This is a genomic window from Paenibacillus sp. RC21, from assembly GCF_044907935.1.
Taxonomy (GTDB): Bacteria; Bacillota; Bacilli; order Paenibacillales; family Paenibacillaceae; genus Paenibacillus; species Paenibacillus terrae_A.
The window spans coordinates 83,320-99,526 of record NZ_JBIYCS010000003.1 but is presented as its reverse complement, the minus strand read 5'-3'; the positions used below and the strand labels follow the sequence as shown (position 1 = coordinate 99,526).

14 protein-coding genes are annotated in these 16,207 nt (G+C 46.8%); 4 read left to right on the top strand and 10 right to left on the bottom strand.

The window, feature by feature from the left end:
• Nucleotides 1-33 precede the first annotated feature (33 nt).
• Both ABIA61_RS10225 and cysK read right to left on the bottom strand, forming a co-directional pair.
• On the bottom strand, nt 34-1,011 hold the full coding sequence (locus ABIA61_RS10225) for an aldo/keto reductase (protein WP_404521068.1): 978 nt from the start codon (nt 1,009-1,011) through the stop codon (nt 34-36).
• Nucleotides 1,012-1,032: 21 nt separating this feature from the next.
• Nucleotides 1,033-1,956: a cysteine synthase A gene (gene cysK, locus ABIA61_RS10220; RefSeq protein WP_283656198.1), complete on the bottom strand. Its 924-nt coding sequence runs from the start codon at nt 1,954-1,956 to the stop codon at nt 1,033-1,035.
• A 186-nt stretch (nt 1,957-2,142) separates the two neighbouring features.
• On the opposite strand from cysK, the gene ABIA61_RS10215 reads away from it, so the two are divergent.
• Nucleotides 2,143-3,351 (top strand): MFS transporter, encoded by a 1,209-nt coding sequence (locus ABIA61_RS10215; protein WP_404580679.1) that lies wholly within the window; start codon nt 2,143-2,145, stop codon nt 3,349-3,351.
• Nucleotides 3,352-3,633: 282 nt separating this feature from the next.
• Here the strand turns inward: ABIA61_RS10215 and ABIA61_RS10210 are convergent, their stop codons facing one another.
• The 3 genes from ABIA61_RS10210 to ABIA61_RS10200 form a co-directional block, all read right to left on the bottom strand.
• Nucleotides 3,634-4,632, bottom strand: a complete 999-nt coding sequence (locus ABIA61_RS10210; protein ID WP_283654748.1) for a glycosyltransferase — start codon at nt 4,630-4,632, stop codon at nt 3,634-3,636.
• 52 nt (nt 4,633-4,684) lie between these two features.
• Complete coding sequence (locus ABIA61_RS10205; RefSeq protein ID WP_404580843.1) at nt 4,685-5,722, bottom strand: aminoglycoside phosphotransferase family protein; 1,038 nt, start codon at nt 5,720-5,722, stop codon at nt 4,685-4,687.
• Nucleotides 5,723-5,926: 204 nt separating this feature from the next.
• On the bottom strand, nt 5,927-6,619 hold the full coding sequence (locus ABIA61_RS10200) for a pectate lyase (protein ID WP_283654747.1): 693 nt from the start codon (nt 6,617-6,619) through the stop codon (nt 5,927-5,929).
• Nucleotides 6,620-7,188: 569 nt separating this feature from the next.
• On the opposite strand from ABIA61_RS10200, the gene ABIA61_RS10195 reads away from it, so the two are divergent.
• Nucleotides 7,189-7,761 carry a shikimate kinase gene (locus ABIA61_RS10195; protein ID WP_283656196.1) on the top strand — a complete coding sequence of 191 codons (573 nt, stop codon included), beginning with the start codon at nt 7,189-7,191 and terminating at the stop codon, nt 7,759-7,761.
• Nucleotides 7,762-7,858: 97 nt separating this feature from the next.
• Here the strand turns inward: ABIA61_RS10195 and aroD are convergent, their stop codons facing one another.
• The 3 genes from aroD to ABIA61_RS10180 all read right to left on the bottom strand — a co-directional run bounded on the left by aroD (nt 7,859) and on the right by ABIA61_RS10180 (nt 11,033).
• Complete coding sequence (gene aroD / locus ABIA61_RS10190) at nt 7,859-8,623, bottom strand: type I 3-dehydroquinate dehydratase (RefSeq protein ID WP_283654746.1); 765 nt, start codon at nt 8,621-8,623, stop codon at nt 7,859-7,861.
• A gap of 105 nt (nt 8,624-8,728) precedes the next feature.
• The gene (locus tag ABIA61_RS10185; protein WP_404580678.1) at nt 8,729-9,988 is read right to left on the bottom strand and encodes an MFS transporter; all 1,260 of its coding nucleotides are present in this window, start codon (nt 9,986-9,988) and stop codon (nt 8,729-8,731) included.
• Between the two features lie 133 nt (nt 9,989-10,121).
• Nucleotides 10,122-11,033 carry a LysR family transcriptional regulator gene (locus ABIA61_RS10180; protein WP_283654744.1) on the bottom strand — a complete coding sequence of 304 codons (912 nt, stop codon included), beginning with the start codon at nt 11,031-11,033 and terminating at the stop codon, nt 10,122-10,124.
• A 177-nt stretch (nt 11,034-11,210) separates the two neighbouring features.
• Between ABIA61_RS10180 and ABIA61_RS10175 the strand changes: the two genes are divergently transcribed.
• Together ABIA61_RS10175 and ABIA61_RS10170 are read left to right on the top strand one after the other, a co-directional pair.
• Complete coding sequence (locus ABIA61_RS10175; protein WP_283654743.1) at nt 11,211-12,401, top strand: MFS transporter; 1,191 nt, start codon at nt 11,211-11,213, stop codon at nt 12,399-12,401.
• Nucleotides 12,402-12,430: 29 nt separating this feature from the next.
• Nucleotides 12,431-13,321: a shikimate dehydrogenase gene (locus ABIA61_RS10170; protein WP_404580677.1), complete on the top strand. Its 891-nt coding sequence runs from the start codon at nt 12,431-12,433 to the stop codon at nt 13,319-13,321.
• Nucleotides 13,322-13,414: 93 nt separating this feature from the next.
• Here the strand turns inward: ABIA61_RS10170 and ABIA61_RS10165 are convergent, their stop codons facing one another.
• Nucleotides 13,415-14,641 carry an RtcB family protein gene (locus tag ABIA61_RS10165; protein WP_404521066.1) on the bottom strand — a complete coding sequence of 409 codons (1,227 nt, stop codon included), beginning with the start codon at nt 14,639-14,641 and terminating at the stop codon, nt 13,415-13,417.
• A gap of 329 nt (nt 14,642-14,970) precedes the next feature.
• Nucleotides 14,971-16,179: a M20 family metallopeptidase gene (locus ABIA61_RS10160; protein WP_283654740.1), complete on the bottom strand. Its 1,209-nt coding sequence runs from the start codon at nt 16,177-16,179 to the stop codon at nt 14,971-14,973.
• Between the last annotated feature and the right edge of the window lie 28 nt (nt 16,180-16,207).

Below are 16,207 nucleotides of genomic sequence, written 5' to 3'. Positions count from 1 at the left end.
TGTCCTATCGACAAAGCATGGGCTTTACACATATTAAGGCAACTTTTCGCCGCGCGCGCTGACATATAAAGTATACCATTCGTCGCGGGTCATTAGCTCGCTCTGGCGTTCAGCATCCTGACAAGCCTTGATCCGTGCTGGATTGGCGGTGCCAATGACAGGCTGAATGCGTGCCGGGTGCTTCATGATCCAGCCAAGGACGATTGCTTCACGTGTCGTTTCCTTTTCAGCAGCCAGCTTCTGTACCAGCTCTGCTGTTTGGCGTATACGCTCCGGCTGCCCGTCCAAAGAACTGCCGCTAAAACGACCCTGTGCCAACGGACTCCACGCTTGAAGCTGAATATCCTGCGTTTGGCAGAATTCCATCAAGCCTTCGCCAAAATGGACATTAGTCCCGGCCTGTTGATTCACATGCACCGTCTGATCTATAAAGTGCAGATGCGCCAGGCTCATCTCCAATTGATTAGCAATCAGCGGCTCCGCCAAGCTGCGCTCCAGAAACTGAATTTGGCTTACATTCATATTGGAGACGCCAAAATGCCGTACTTTACCGGATGCCTTGAGCTTGCTGAACGCCTCCGCCACTTCTTCTGGCTCTACCAGCGGATCGGGACGGTGCAGCAGCAGGATGTCCAAATATTCGGTGCCCAAACGCTTCAGAATACCATCCACAGACTCCATAATATGAGCATATGAAAAATCAAAACGGGTCGGGAGCGTACCTTCCGGAAGACATATACCGCACTTGGACTGAATCACGATCTGCTCGCGCAAGCCGGGTTGTCCCTTTAAAATTCGACCGAAAATCTCTTCCGCTTTCCCTGCTCGATAGATATCTGCATGATCAAACATCGTAATGCCGATGGAACGCGCAGCTTCTACTGCTCGTTCTGCTCCCACCACATGCTCCTGTGTATACGGCGTACGATCCCATTCCCCGCCAAAAGGCATACAGCCAAGCACCAGACGGCTATCCGAAATGTTGCGTTTCTGTAAAGGTATAATTTTCATGTTGGTCCTCCTTCACTCTTTTTATCCGAAAATACCCATGCTCAAATAACGCTCTCCTGTATCCGGGGCAATACAAAGCACCCGTTTGCCCGGTCCCAAGCGCCGAGCTTCCTGAATTGCCGTCCATATTGTAGCTCCGCTGGAAGGTCCGACGAGAATTCCTTCCTGAGCAGCAATGGCCCGTGTCATCGCAATCGCATCCTCATCCGAAACCTGTACGATTTCGTCATAAATATCCGTATTCAGTACAGCAGGAACGAATCCCGGGCTAGTACCAACCAGCTTATGCGGACCCGGCTTGCCCCCTGAAAGCACTGGCGAACCCTTCGGCTCTACCACGACAACCCGCAGATCCGGCAAATGCTGGCGCAGCACCTCACCCGTTCCCGTAATCGTACCGCCTGTTCCCGAAGAAGCGACGAACACGTCCAGCTTGCCTTCCGTCTGCTCCAAAATTTCAAGCGCAGTCGTCGTACGGTGGATATCCGGGTTGGCCTCGTTTTCAAATTGATGCGGGATAAAGCTCCCTTCGATCTCAGCCCCCAGCTCCAGCGCCTTGCGAATCGCTCCTGACATCCGTTCCTCCGCTGGTGTCAGCACAACCTCAGCCCCGTATGCTTTTAAAATATTGATTCGTTCCCTCGTCATATTCGACGGCATCACCAAAATCGCACGGTAGCCTCGGGCAGCCGCATTCATCGCTAAGCCAATCCCCGTATTCCCACTGGTCGGCTCAATAATAGTTCCACCCGGTTTTAAATGTCCGGCCTTTTCCGCCTCGTCAATCAAATTACCCGCCGCCCGATCCTTAACACTGCCGCTGGGATTAAAGTATTCCAGCTTCACATACACTTCCGCATCCTGCGGTCCGGTTAACCGTTGGAGCCGTACACAAGGCGTATCTCCAATTAAATCTGTAATACTATGTACCACTTTAAGCGTCATCATTGTATCCTCCTTGGATAGGTCCATACTATAAAAATAACATATTTAACCCGCTCATACCTGTCGCTTTTGTAAAATACATAAATCTTATCTGCTTAGTATGTAAAATTCTTGCAAATGGGTCGCCAGATGTCGTTTCTAATGATATACTCGCATTACTATTTTTCAGGAGGATACAAGACACTCATGAGTACTCAAGAAAATTTGACAACCCATCGCTTTCCCCCCTCCTTGCTATGGTTGACGCTCGGTGCCTTTGCCATCGGCATGACCGAATTCGTCATCATGGGGCTTCTGCCTAATGTAGCCCAGGATCTTCATGTTACCATCCCGCAAGCCGGACAGCTAATCACCAGTTACGCGCTTGGTGTAGCCATTGGCGCACCTGTGCTCACCGTATTGACTCACAAGATACCGCAAAAAAAGCTGTTATGCCTGCTGATGATTATATTCATTTTAGGCAATCTTTTTTCCGTCATTGCTCCCAACTACGAGCTTCTGATTGTAGCCCGTATGGCTACCGCGTTATCGCACGGAACCTTTTTGGGAGTGGGTTCCCTGATCGCGGCGCGGCTGGTCCGTCCTGATAAGCGGGCTGGTGCCATCTCCATGGTGCTGACTGGACTGACCGTAGCCAACATTATCGGCGTGCCTTTTGGCACCTTTATCGGACAGCAGCTCGGCTGGCGTGCTTCCTTTGGAGCCATCGTCGTGATCGGCCTGATTTCTCTCTTTGGCATCATCCGTTACATTCCGGTCACTCATCAGGACAAGCCTTCCAGTCTCAAACAAGAAGTCCGAAGCCTGTTTAATCCGAAGGTACTGCTGATGCTGCTCACAGGTGCTGTCGGTTGTGGTAGCCTGTTCACCGTCTTTACGTACATCACGCCTTTACTGACCGACATTAGCGGCTTTGCCGAGCATAGCATTACGTGGATTCTCGTCCTGTTTGGCCTCGGCGTAACCATCGGCAACATCGTCGGCGGCAAGCTCGCAGATTGGAAGCTGCTCCCGTCGCTGATCGCAAATTATGCCATACTGGCTATTATTTTGGCCATCCTGACGTTCACGCTTCAAAGCCCGGTGCTGGCCGTCATCACCGTCTTTATCTGGGGCATTGCCGCGTTCGGCATTATGCCCGGCATTCAGGTTCGCATCATGAATCTGGCCTATGAGGCCCCTTTGCTCGCCTCTACCTCCAGCCACTCCGCATTGAATCTGGGCAACGCAGGAGGCGCTTTTATCGGCGGGGTCGTCATTAACCAGATGGGACTTGCCGCCATCCCTTGGGTCGCGTCTCTTATCACTGTCGGTGGCCTGCTTCTCATGCTGGTCAGCTACGTCATCGACCGCAGAACGGCTCAATCTGAAGCCGTAGCGGGGATACAATCCTAAATTGGATTAACTCGTTAGAGAAACCTTGGCTACAGATATTGAGTTTGGACCCATTTGATATCAGCACTGCAAAACATCGAAGAGATTCTTGTGATAAGTCACACAGGGATCTCTTTTGATTTTTAAACCCATAAAAACTAACCTTATCGCACTTTCGATATTAATTTTTTTCAAATCTTTTAGGTATACAAATAAAGGGGATAGATACAATGGAAATATAGGAAGTTGTAGTTTATTTGCAGTTTAACTTGCAGTTTGATTGCAGTTCATTTAGTTACCTGCTCAGCTTAACCAATTCTCAAAAAAGTCCCGATATCCCTGCTTCATCACCCTGCTCGAAAACTTTTCCATGGCATACGCCTGATTTTCCTTGGAAACCCGACGAGGCGAGGCAGCAGCCATATTGACCAGTTCGAACCAGTTTTTCTCATTGCCCGAAAAAGAGTGCGTAGAGCTGATATGTCCGTAGCAAGGATGCTCAGGCTTCACGACGATTTTACCCATAGCCAGCGCTTCGGTCAACGGCATCGCAAACGTGTCGAATTTGGAGCAGCTCCAATAAACTTTGGCCGTATTCATCAGCGCAAATACCTCATCCTGCGTCAACGCAAATTGGAGCTTTACATTGTCAGAGATATCGTACTTCTTCATGCTTTCCTTGTAGCGTTCTCCGCCAAACACCATGTAAACTTCCTTGTCGGGATTATGCCGTGCATACTCCAGCACCAGATCAGGACGCCGATTCTCCTCATCCCTTCCGATCCACATCACCCGATTCTCCACGACCTGCGAAGGGTCAAAATACTTTTCCACCAGCCGCTCATTAAATCCAATCGGGATGACCGTCACATCGGTTACACCAAATTTGGATGCCATCTCCTGCTTTAGAAAGTCAGTCTGCACAATAGCCTTGTCCACGATCTGATAAAAAGGCTTCATCATCTCATAGCCTGTAAGCGCCGGATCAGGAAAACTGTGCGGAAAAAGCACGCTGTTTTTAAAAAACATTTTCAAATATGTAAAGCCGGATACCGTATAAATAACATCCTCAATCTGCTGCTCATGAAGCTGGTCGAGCACCACGTCATAATTAACAAGATCACCCTTTTCATGCTCATAACCGGGAAGCCAGTCATGGCTGCTAACATGGCGCTCCGGTGACACAAATACGATATCCACGCCCAGCTCCAGCCCGATCTGCTTCAGACGTTCCGCAAAAATACGCGGGCCCTGCGCTTCGGCAAACTGTATTTTTCTCATGACCAAACCGACTTTTTTCATATATGTCCCCACCTTTGTTTACGATCTGTACACACGCTGCAGCTCAAACTCTTTATTCACACCTTCTGACTTGTCCCCATTCCATCATCAATGCGCATTGGTTCAAACAGGCTAACGCCTCGCCCCGTTGGGCTTCTAATTGCTCTTTTGACCATTTATCACTGTTTATATGCAATTCCGTTCCGATCCTTCGCAAATCACTTTCAATTAACAACAGCATCCACAGCGAAAATACCACAGCAAACATGCCATATTCTTGCATAAATACGCCTCGCTCCAGTCCTGCTCCCAACAGGTCCAGCTGCTCCAAATACCTGTCCAGCAAGCGAATTCGCAAGTCGAACGTTATACGCCGGGGAAACAACGGGTGGGACATGTCGATCAGATGATACACATCCCAGAGCCGTGTGTTCAAATGGGCATGCTCCCAATCCAGCACCATCAGCCGCTCCCCACTCAGCGCATAGTTGCCCGGATGAAGATCACCATGAGACAACACAAGCTGCGGTGAAAAAGCGAACTGATCCAGCTGTGCATACATACGCTGAACCTGCTGTTTAGGAAACCCTAACGAGCTGCAAAGCTTCAATACATCAAGCTTGCGCATGTACAACTCAGAAACCAATTCCTGAATGAGCGGCTTCGGTCCTCGCAGTGGAATTCCGGTAAAACGATCCGGCGGCAAAGCATGCCACCCTGCTATAAGTCCAACAGCCCGCAACATCGTTTGTTCTTCGTGTAGATGATGCAACGGACCAAGATCCTCAAAAATCATCCATTCTACTCCGCCATCTTCCTCTGAATCAGAGCAGGCAAGCAATCGGGGATAAACCGACGGTAGTGAAGGAAGTACATGCTCATACACCCATCTCTCCCGGCCTGCTTGCTCATCATTGGTTAATGGCTTGAACACATAACTCTCAGAAGGTGACACGTAAAAACGTTCAACATGCCGACCATTTGTACCTGTATATAAAACTTCCCGACTCCACACCTGCGTATCATTCAAAGTACCGTCAACATTCACATATGGATGAAATAGATTCATAGCTTCCCAACTTTTTTGTATAAAATGTAATAGCAAGATCATATCACAGTACTCGTTCTGAACGAAGCCCGGCTTGTCTTTTGAGCGATCCAACGGTATCCTCCGGCGGCACAAAAAACAAATAAAAGCTAAATAGGGCTTGTCCCATCAGATCCAGACGATCTGTGGGACAGCCCCTATTTTCAATCTATACAAGGATAGAATCAAAATCTCTCGATTTCCATCCCCGCTCCTATCCTGTTCCGATTAATATTTAGTATTGCCAGACTCACTCGTATTACCGGATTTAAAGCCTTTGAACAATTGTGGCACATTGTGATAACGAGTGTTCGTAATTTTAGCTGTGCTGTTAGGACCGTCCGATCTCAGGATCGAATCCTTTACATTGGAAATATCCGATTTATCCAAAGTCATATTCACTCTGAAGGTAGAGCCGCCCAGTTGGCGAACCAGTTTTCCGATATCATCGGCTCTAAAGTTTTTAATGTTAATCGTGCCCTCGGCATTGATTTGGAAGACTTTATCATATGCATGGAACGCTCCACCGCCCGTAATGTTTACCGTACCTTTTTCTTTAAGCGTCAATGCATCTTCACCTACATCCTCCCACGTTACGTTGGAAATGGTTCCGTTGCCATACACATGCACACCATCCGCAGCAGGGGCAGCAATGATCACATTTTTCAAAGTTGCACCATTTTCAAGCTTGAAAATAGGCTTTTGGGCCTCAGCCTGGCTTCCGTCACCCAAGGTTTTTGGATCAGCGGCTACCGTCTTCCCCTTACCATCGTATACTTCTCCGGCTTTTACAAGAATGGTTTTACTAACCACTTCTGGAGCTGCATGAGCAGAATAATTGCCAACAAATAAAGCGACCAGCATACCTGATAAAGCGATACTCATTCCCTTTTTCAATACTTTGGCTGTTCTTGTGTTCATTTCAATTCATCCCTCTCGAAGATATTTTTTTTATTCCTGTCTCACAATTCTTCGTTGACTAGAGTGCGTAGACCGTATCACCACCTTCGTACAATGAACCCATTGACCAATACACGTCTGTGAAATATATATTATTATTTACATATGTATACTTGGTATTTGGTTCAAAGTTATCAAATCACATAAATTTAATTAAACACAAATTGTAAATACAGCGATTTCATTTACAATTTGCATAACTCTATTATAATCCAACTTCCAGTAATTTCAATATATTTTTCGGCAAAATATGTCCTTTTTTTCAATTAAGTACACAATATTGCCTTTTTTATGCTTGTACAAGTTTATTTTTCGAGAAATTACGCATGAAATTACTTTATGAACTAATCCGTCCGTCTTACATGTTCAATATCATCCATATGGTGATGAACACCATTTTATCTTGTACCTTTCTCCTAAAGTGATCTATGCTATTGAATGACACGTTTGATGAACGTATAATGTATTTATGTATTTAGCGCTTTGAAGCGTTACATCTCAACATTACTGGTGAGAAAAGAGTGGTTATGGTGCAAAACAAGAGAGAGATTCCATTAAGAGAACAGAATATTGTGCTCATTGGCTTTATGGGTGTAGGCAAAACAACGATCGGTTCCCATCTCGCGCGCAAGCTGTATCGGGACTTTGTGGATATTGATCAGGAGATTGAACAAGAGTACAACATGCCGACAACAGAAATTTTCAAAACATATGGAGAAAAAAGATTCCGTGAGATTGAAAAAGAGCATATTCTCAAACTATGCAGCAATACCCGCCTGAAAGTCATCTCGGTTGGTGGCGGTGCCTTTTTACAAGAAGAGGTTAAACAGGCTTGCCTGGCTTCATCTATCGTCTTCTTTTTAGATTTAAATTGGGAATCCTGGAAGGATCGACTCAAGATGCTCATCGATACCCGTCCCAATCTGCAAAACAAGAATTTGGACGAAATCGAAGCTCTTTTCCGTTCCAGACAGGACATTTACGCGGTAAATCACTCCAAGATCGATACAGATCAGCTGGATGCGGAAGAAGTCGCAGACTACATTATTCAAACTCTAAATCTCGGTTGGGAACTGTATGAGCCTACTCGTGGATTGAATTAGAGTTACAAAAAGGAAGGTTCCATCATGCTTACTGCATGCGGACCTTCCTTTTTTGGATGCTGGCACTTGGGTTGTCAGCATTAATACCATGTGTCTTTTATGAATGACTGTGCAGCACTGTTAATATCTCTCTCAGTTCAGTGACAGGTATCTGCCCCGGCGCGGAAGCTTTCTTAGCGGCACCAAAGGTTAAAGCCGAACCAAACAGCTCTCCGGTCAGACGGCTCACGACACCTTTTCCCGCCATCGACATCGTAATAATAGGCCGGTCTGCATATTCCTCTGCCATGATACGCGTGGCATCCAGCAAGGTCAGTACATCGGCCGTATTTGTTGGCATAACTGCTATTTTAGGCAGATCGCCTCCCAGCTCCTGCGCCTTACGCAACCGAGATACGATTTCCTCCTTCGACGGTGTCTTCTGGAAATCGTGGTTGGATATAATCACGGATACGTTATGCTTATGCGCAGCTTCCACCAGCGCCTTCACATCGGCTTCGTCATTAAAAAGCTCCACATCAATGATATCTACCTGTCCCGTTTCGGCTGCCGTGCGGTTCAACTCCACATAACTCGCTGTACTGATTTCCTTTTCCCCACCTTCCCGGGCGCTGCGGAACGTAAAGACGAGCGGAATATTCGCCAAGATGGACCGGATTTCAATCAAGGCAGCCTTAACCTTCTCCAAATCCTCTACATGCTCGAAAAAATCGACTCTCCACTCCACGATATCCAAGTCGAGTGTACGCAAATAGGCAGCTTCTTCCTTCAGTTGCTCCAACGTTTCTCCCACCATCGGAACACAGATTTTAGGCGCGCCTTCACCGATCAAAACATCTTTCACCTTTACGATTTTTTCCATATCTAACTCACTCCCAAATCATAGTTTTAAATCGAGCATTTACAATATTTCATAGTATAACGCATTCTGAATAAGCCAGCTGATGATTAGGTTTAGCCTGTCCTACTATTCCGTTTCCAGCGCGATTTTGGAGGGCAATTTGCGGTTCACTGGAAAAACTGTACTGTATCGGAAATTAACAAATACCGCCAGCACTATACCCAACACATTCACAATAATAGCCAGCATGAACACACTGGATATTTGGGAATGTTTCAAAAGGAACCCCGTAAACACAGGAATGACCGTGTATGACAGAGAAGTTGCCGTGTAAATAAATCCCGTAATCTGTCCTTTACGTTGACTGAAAAATTCACTCATCACGGTCAATGTCAGCTGAAGCACACCCGAAATGGAAAACCCGATGACACATGAGCTAATAATGGCCGCAGCCTGTGATTTGAAAAGGAGCAATGCTCCAAAAGCCAACAAAGAAATGCATGGATAAATGAGAATAATGTGAACAGGTTTGATCCACTTTCTTAACACAATCACCAATACGAACACGGATACGAGAGAACCGACATTGTAATAGACTAATAACCTCAGGGACTCTGATTCAGTCATACCGATAAACTGCTGTCCAAAAGTAGGCAGCCACAACTGAACGATGTACAGCAAGGTAGGCCCGGTAAAGCCGAGAACAATAAGGCACAGTCCTTCCTGCCAGAAGCGCGGCTTGCTCCGGTCATTTGATTTTAGATCCACCGTTTGTTCCACGTCAGACACGCTAGTATCGTGAACTGGCTCCTTGGGCGCCTGAACCCGCATGTCTGGAAATTTCATTTTGAACAGGTAAATCGCATTCAGAGCAAATATGAGTGCCGGTAAAAAGAATGAGAATCCGTAAAAAATATCGTGATTCATAAAAAAGATAATCATTAACGGTAAAAACGCCGCTCCGATGGATATAAAACCTCTCACCAATACAGTAGCCGAACCGGAAGATTGAGGAAAAGCTTCGATCAGAGCTGGATAGGTGCCTGAATCGAGAAAAGAATTCGCTACACCTGCCAGCACTGCCAGCACCATCGCAATTTCAAAGCTGGGGCTTAGCGGTATACCAACCAAAAAAACGGCCATTAGTAGCCCTGCGGCTATAATAAACGGCTTGCGACCATAACGGTCGGAAAGCACCCCGGATATGTACAGCGTAAACAGCCTGCCAAATCCCATTGCGGATACCAGAAGACTGATTCCCGCCTGATCTGTATGCAAATGCTCGGTTAAAAAGGACATGTGTGACGCCAGCATAATGTTAAACATACCAAACAGAAGATAGTTTACATAAAGGCCGGACGCCACTGGAAAAGAAGAACGTTTCATCGTGAATTCACCTGCTTTTGTGAGTAAGTCTTGTGGTGCCAATAATGTGAATCATTTCACATCATCTGTGTCGATGATGAAGTATAGAACACATTTTAAAATTTATCAAGTTTAAATATTGCGAGACACACATTTAGACACGCTGATGCGTTTTCAGATAAAATTCCTCACCGTAGCTTAGCGCAAAGTTCCGAAAGTCCACTACAGCCGGGGATAAATACCTGTTTTTGATGCTCGCCAGATAGATAAAACGCTCGTATTCGGGATTAACAATGGGCAATGTTTTGACGTTAAAATAATCCAACGATGAAATTCGAGGCATGACTGCAATTCCGTAATTCACAGATACCAGCCCTGCCATCGCCGTGTCCTCTTCAATCTCGCAAATGATCTCTGGAGTAACACCTACTTTGGCGAACAAATTTTCAATAATGGGACGGATACCGCTTTTCTTGTTAAAAAAGATAAAAGGATAAGCCGCCGTATCCTTGAGATCGATTTGGTCCAGCGAAGCCAGCGGATGATCTGGTGAAACAATAACAACAAGCTCCTGCTGAGCCAGCGGAATGAATTCAACGTCCGGTTCATTTTCCATGTGCGAACAGAACGCCACATCATAATGCTCCTGCTTCAAGCCCTGGATAATATCGTTCGTGTTCCCTTGGTGAAAAGAAAAGGATATGTCTTTACGGGCATCCGAGGCCGAGAAGGCCTGAATGATCGCTGGAATGAAGTGAGAGCCTAACGTGTAAATGAACGCCAGATCCACATTCCCATGGCTTGGACTAACCAATTCCCGCAAGTTGTGCTCTCCCTTCTCCAATTCATCCATCGCATGCTCCACATATTTCAGGAAAAATCGTCCGTATTTGTTCAGCCGAATATTCCTCCCCTGCTTTTCAAACAAATGAACCCCCAGATCCTTTTCTAATTCTGAAATCGCATGGCTTAAACTGGGTTGAGTAATACATAGTCGTAAAGCTGCTTGGGTAAAATGCTCCATCTCTGCAAGTACACGAAAATATTGTAGGTGCTTCAGGTTCATAATTATGTAGTTCCCTTCTTTAATTTATTTTTTAAATTATAGACCTAAACTATGGAAAACGATAGAAATATGCATTGGATTTATAATAACACTCCTTATATAATAAAGACATAGAAACAATGTGAATTTTTTCACTATTAAACCATTGATCTAAAAATTAAGTTGGGAGCTATACTCATGAAAAATCCTTATATCAGAATGGCAACAGGGCTTTACATCAACTATTTTCTTCTGGGTATGATCAATGTTATTCTCTCCTCGAATATGAGCTTCCTGACCGTGCAATTGAACACGGATAAGGCTGCCATCGGTTATCTGGTGTCAGCCATCGGGATCGGCAAGCTGCTGGCGCTCGGGGTAGCCGGGAAAATGTCAGACAAGTATGGAAGAAAGCCACTCGTTGTGATTGCATCATTTGCTTATTTAATTTTCCTGATCGGTATTCCCCTTGCACCCAACTATACGTTGGCATTCGTATTTGCTATTATCGCAGGGCTTTGTAACTCCATGATGGATTCGGGAACGTATCCCGCATTAATTGAAGGTTTCGGAAAAAAAGCCGGATCTGCAACGGTCTTGGTCAAAGCATCCGTTTCTATCGGTGCCATTGTTATTCCGTTCATGATTGCATTCTTTATCGATCACAATATGTTCTATGGCTACTCCTTCTTTATTCCGGCAGGTATTTATCTGCTGAGTGGTATCTTCTTGTCGATGACAGCCTTTCCCAATCACAAAATGGAGGAACAAAAGGCTACAACCGAGGCTGCTCAATCCATGGATACATTCCGAAGTGAGCCTAAGTTTTGGCAAGAGGGGCTCTCTCTGATCATTATCGGTTTTACTTCCACTCTATTGTTCATGGTCGTGCAGCTATGGCTTCCTACCTTTGGACAAGAAGCTCTTGGCATGGACAAAGCCAGTGCTATTAAACTGCTAAGCTACTATAGTATAGGTTCGTTGGTTTCCGTTATTCTGCTAGCCGTGGTACTTGGCAGATTCATTAAACCGGTTACCGTCATGATTGTGTATCCGTTTATTGCCTTGCTTTCCTTGCTGGCTTTAATTACATGGCACAATCCTGTCGCTACTATAATCAGTTCGTTCTTAATCGGATTGTCTACCGCAGGTATATTCCAAATTGCTCTCACCGTTATGACTGAATTTTTCCGCAAGAATAAAGGAACTACGACTTCTCTCGTGAACATTGCAGCCAGTCTTTCGTTCATTCTGATGCCGTTAGCTACCGGGGGCATGTCCAAGAGCCTCGGAATTACTTCCGTGTTCATTCTGGATATTGCGATTGCCGTAGTCAGTATTTTGCTGGCCGTGTTTGTTGCTTATCGATATAAAAAAGTATTTCATTAAACTACACAGATAACTTGGAGGCTTATATCATGAAAAATGCTGGACGTATTGACGGAAGAACACAATTAATCGGACTGCTTGCTACACCGATCGGACATTCTTTGTCCCCGGCTATGCATAATCTTGCGTTTGAAAAACTGGGCCTGAACAACGCGTATATGGCCTTTGAAGTAGGAAATGAACAACTGGAAGAAGTGGTACGGGGGATGCGTGCTCTGAACATACGCGGTTATAACGTGTCCATGCCAAACAAAACAGCCATTGTGCAGTACCTTGACGAGTTGGACGACAGCGCTAAATTTACAGGTGCCGTCAACACCGTCGTGAACACGGATGGTAAGCTGAAAGGCTACAGCACAGACGGATCTGGTTATGTTCGCAACTTGCGTGAACACGGTATTGATCTGAAAGGCAAAAAAATGACACTCGTCGGCTCTGGCGGTGCAGCTACACCCATTGCTATTGAAGCGGCTCAAGCAGGTCTGGCTGAAATTTCAATCTTTGCCCGTAATGATCAGTTCTTTGCCCGTGCAGAAGAAAATGTCCGTATTATTAATGAAGATATGAAACACACCCAAGTCAAAGCGAATATATATCCTCTGGAAGATCAAGAACAACTGCGTGAAGAGATCCGCACAAGTCATATCTTCGCTAACGGTACAGGCGTCGGCATGAAACCGCTGGAAGGCAAAAGTGTGATTGAAGATGTATCCATGCTTCGTTCCGACCTGATCGTAACCGATGTAGTATACAGCCCGGCTAAATCCAAGCTGATGGAACAAGCTGAATCCGTAGGTGCAACCGCCATTAACGGTCTGGGCATGATGCTGTGGCAGGGCGCACTTGCTTTCGAGCTGTGGACAGGCCAGGAAATGCCAGTCTCTTATATCAAAGAACAGCTGTTTGCGGACCAGCTGTAAGACTTAAAGTTACTATAATACTCAAAAGAGACTATATCCGGCGAATGATCGTTTCTGCCGTATATAGTCTCTTTTTATTACTAAATCTTTTCATTAGTCCTTATACGGATCGAACTCATTCGCCCCCGCCATACATACTCCAATAGGCTTGAGCTCATGCAGAACCTCCACCGTCTCAGCATGAGCGTCCAGCACCTCGCGCAGCTTGCGGTAAACGAACGGGCTTTCATCCGTACCCGCTCCGCGCAGCTCGACACCATAGTTCTGAACGGCTTCCTTCATCTGCAAGTCCGTAATCTGCCCGCCGCTGCGCGTACGGGTTTTCCAGTTCATTTTACCGGCTGCCTGCGTACGGCTCATAATGCGTCCTGCACCATGAACTGTACTATAGTAGGAATCGCAATTTTCTACCGTATCCTTCCCGCGTACAATCACCGAAATATCGCCCATGCTTCCGCCAATAAAACCCGTTTGACCAGGAGCCGAGGGAGTAGCACCTTTGCGGACTACAATCGTGTCACGTCCATCATGCTGCTCTTTCCAAGCGTAATTATGGTGATTATGCACGGCAAAGTCCGCTTCGGTGCCCATAATACCAAGCACCTGATCTATTACATAATCCCGTCCCGCATAAGCATAACGTCCGGCAAGCCGCATCGCACGGTAGTACATATCCCCCAACTCACTATTCATGTCCAGCAGCACTGGCGGTTGATCCATATGCTCTCCCGGCGCTTTTCCGAGAAACTCCCGTCCTGCCGCCAAGTTTAGAAATCCGCTTGCTGTTTTGTGTCCAAAGCCCCGGCTTCCAAAATGATTCGCAATCCAGACCTGACCTGTCGCTTCCTCCACGAATACGTCAACAAAATGATTACCACTCCCCACCGTACCCAACTGGTCTCTCGCCAAGGATTTCAGCTTGTCATGCTCCTGTTTCCCAATCGCAGCATATACCGCCCAATCCGGGTCATCGAACAGCTCATGGTCTACCTGAACCGCATTTATACGGCCTACGCCAAAGGAAATATGACGTGCAATCTCATCCATAATGGATGGAATACGTGGCAAAATATCTGCTGCGGACAGCTTGGTCCTAACCGCCTTGTTTCCGCATCCGATATCATATCCGACACCCGAAGGTGAAATTTGTCCGTCATATACCATCACGCCGCCAATCGGCTGACTGTAGCCTTTATGATGATCCGCCATCAGCAGCGCTTGAATCACATTACCGTTCTCTGCACAAGTACGGGCTTGAGATAACGCCCCTGAATCGGGTACTCCCCACACTCGCACTCCGTTGATTTCTTGATAAGCCATCGTTTCAGCCTCCTATATTTTGCTTGGAAATCTCTAGCCACTTATCCGTCCCTCAGTTTATACTATTGCAACATATACTTTTAAACGTTGAACCTGTTAATAGCATTATGTACGTTTTACCAGCTTCCGAACAGGGCGTAAGTATTACGAGCACAGCAGCAGACGTCCCATAAAAAAATGAAAAAGGATATCCAAGCAGCCAACAAGACTGTAGGATATCCTTTTATACTATTAATATAGAAGCAATTAAAATCGGCTTATATCACAGCACCAATTTTCGAAGTGCAATGCTCAGATCAGATCGCTCTCCTTTACATCACCGATGATGCTTACTGTGCCGCTAAATGCGTGCGTTTAAAATCTTCTTTCACCGCAGCCAGCAGCGCTTCATCTACCAGGAGCTGCAACCCCGACAAGGCCAACGCCTTCGCGCCAGTCACTAAGGCTTCCTCTCCCTTGGCAGAGCCGGCCGCTTCCCGAAATTCCACCGTATGTGCAATCAGATCGTCCGATCCGATTTTAATGTAGGCATGCGCAGTGGGAATGACGTGGCTTACATTGCCCGCATCTGTCGAGCCGATTCCGCCACGTGGTCCACGATCCAATTGTTCTCCCAGCGCTTCCAGTTCCCGGCCTACAACTTCATCCAGCGTATCATTCAGAATGAAATCACGCACTTCATTTTGAAAACGTTCGATCTTCACGGTAGCCCCTGTTGCCAATGCGGCAGCTTCTGCGATATTACGAACCTTCGCGGAAACCTCCTCCGTTCGCTGCCAAGTGCTTGCCCGGATGAAAAAGCGTGCAGATGCATAATCCGGGATAATATTGGGTGCGTCTCCCCCATGCGTAATAATGCCGTGAATCCGTACATCGGTGGGAAGCTGCTGACGCAAGGCATTGATGCCGCTGAACAATTGAAGAACCGCATCCAGCGCATTAATCCCCTGCTCCGGTGATCCGGCTGCATGAGCCGCTTTGCCGTAAAAATGAAAGTCCAGCGGGTCAACCGCCAGGCTTGGCGAAGTCAGCCGGGTTACACCAGACGGATGAACCATCAGCGCAGCGTCAATCCCTTCGAACAGCCCATGCTTTACGAAGCTTCCCTTCGCACTGCCATTAGGCCCACCTTCCTCTGCCGGAGTGCCGAATACATACACCTCGCCTCCCGTCTCGTCAATCACCTGCGCCAAGGCGATGGCGGCAGCCGTACTCGCCGTCCCGATAATGTTATGCCCGCAAGCATGGCCCAGGCCAGGCAACGCGTCATATTCCGCCAGGTATCCGATTTTCGGACCTTGTCGGGTCGAAGCCTTGCGGGCAACAAATCCGGTTTCGTGACCCGCCACGTTACGGGTTATCTCAAAACCCGCCTGCTGCAAAATATCTGTCAGCGCCCGGGAAGCTTGAAATTCCTGATTCCCGATTTCAGGGTTGGCATGAATAAACCGACTCGTCTCCGTATAGAGCGCCCGGGAACCCTCGATGTGTTCTACAATCCGCTGCTTGTGCGTATCCACCGTGTTCGTTGCACTCATCGCAATCTCTCCTCTTTTTTTGGAATCA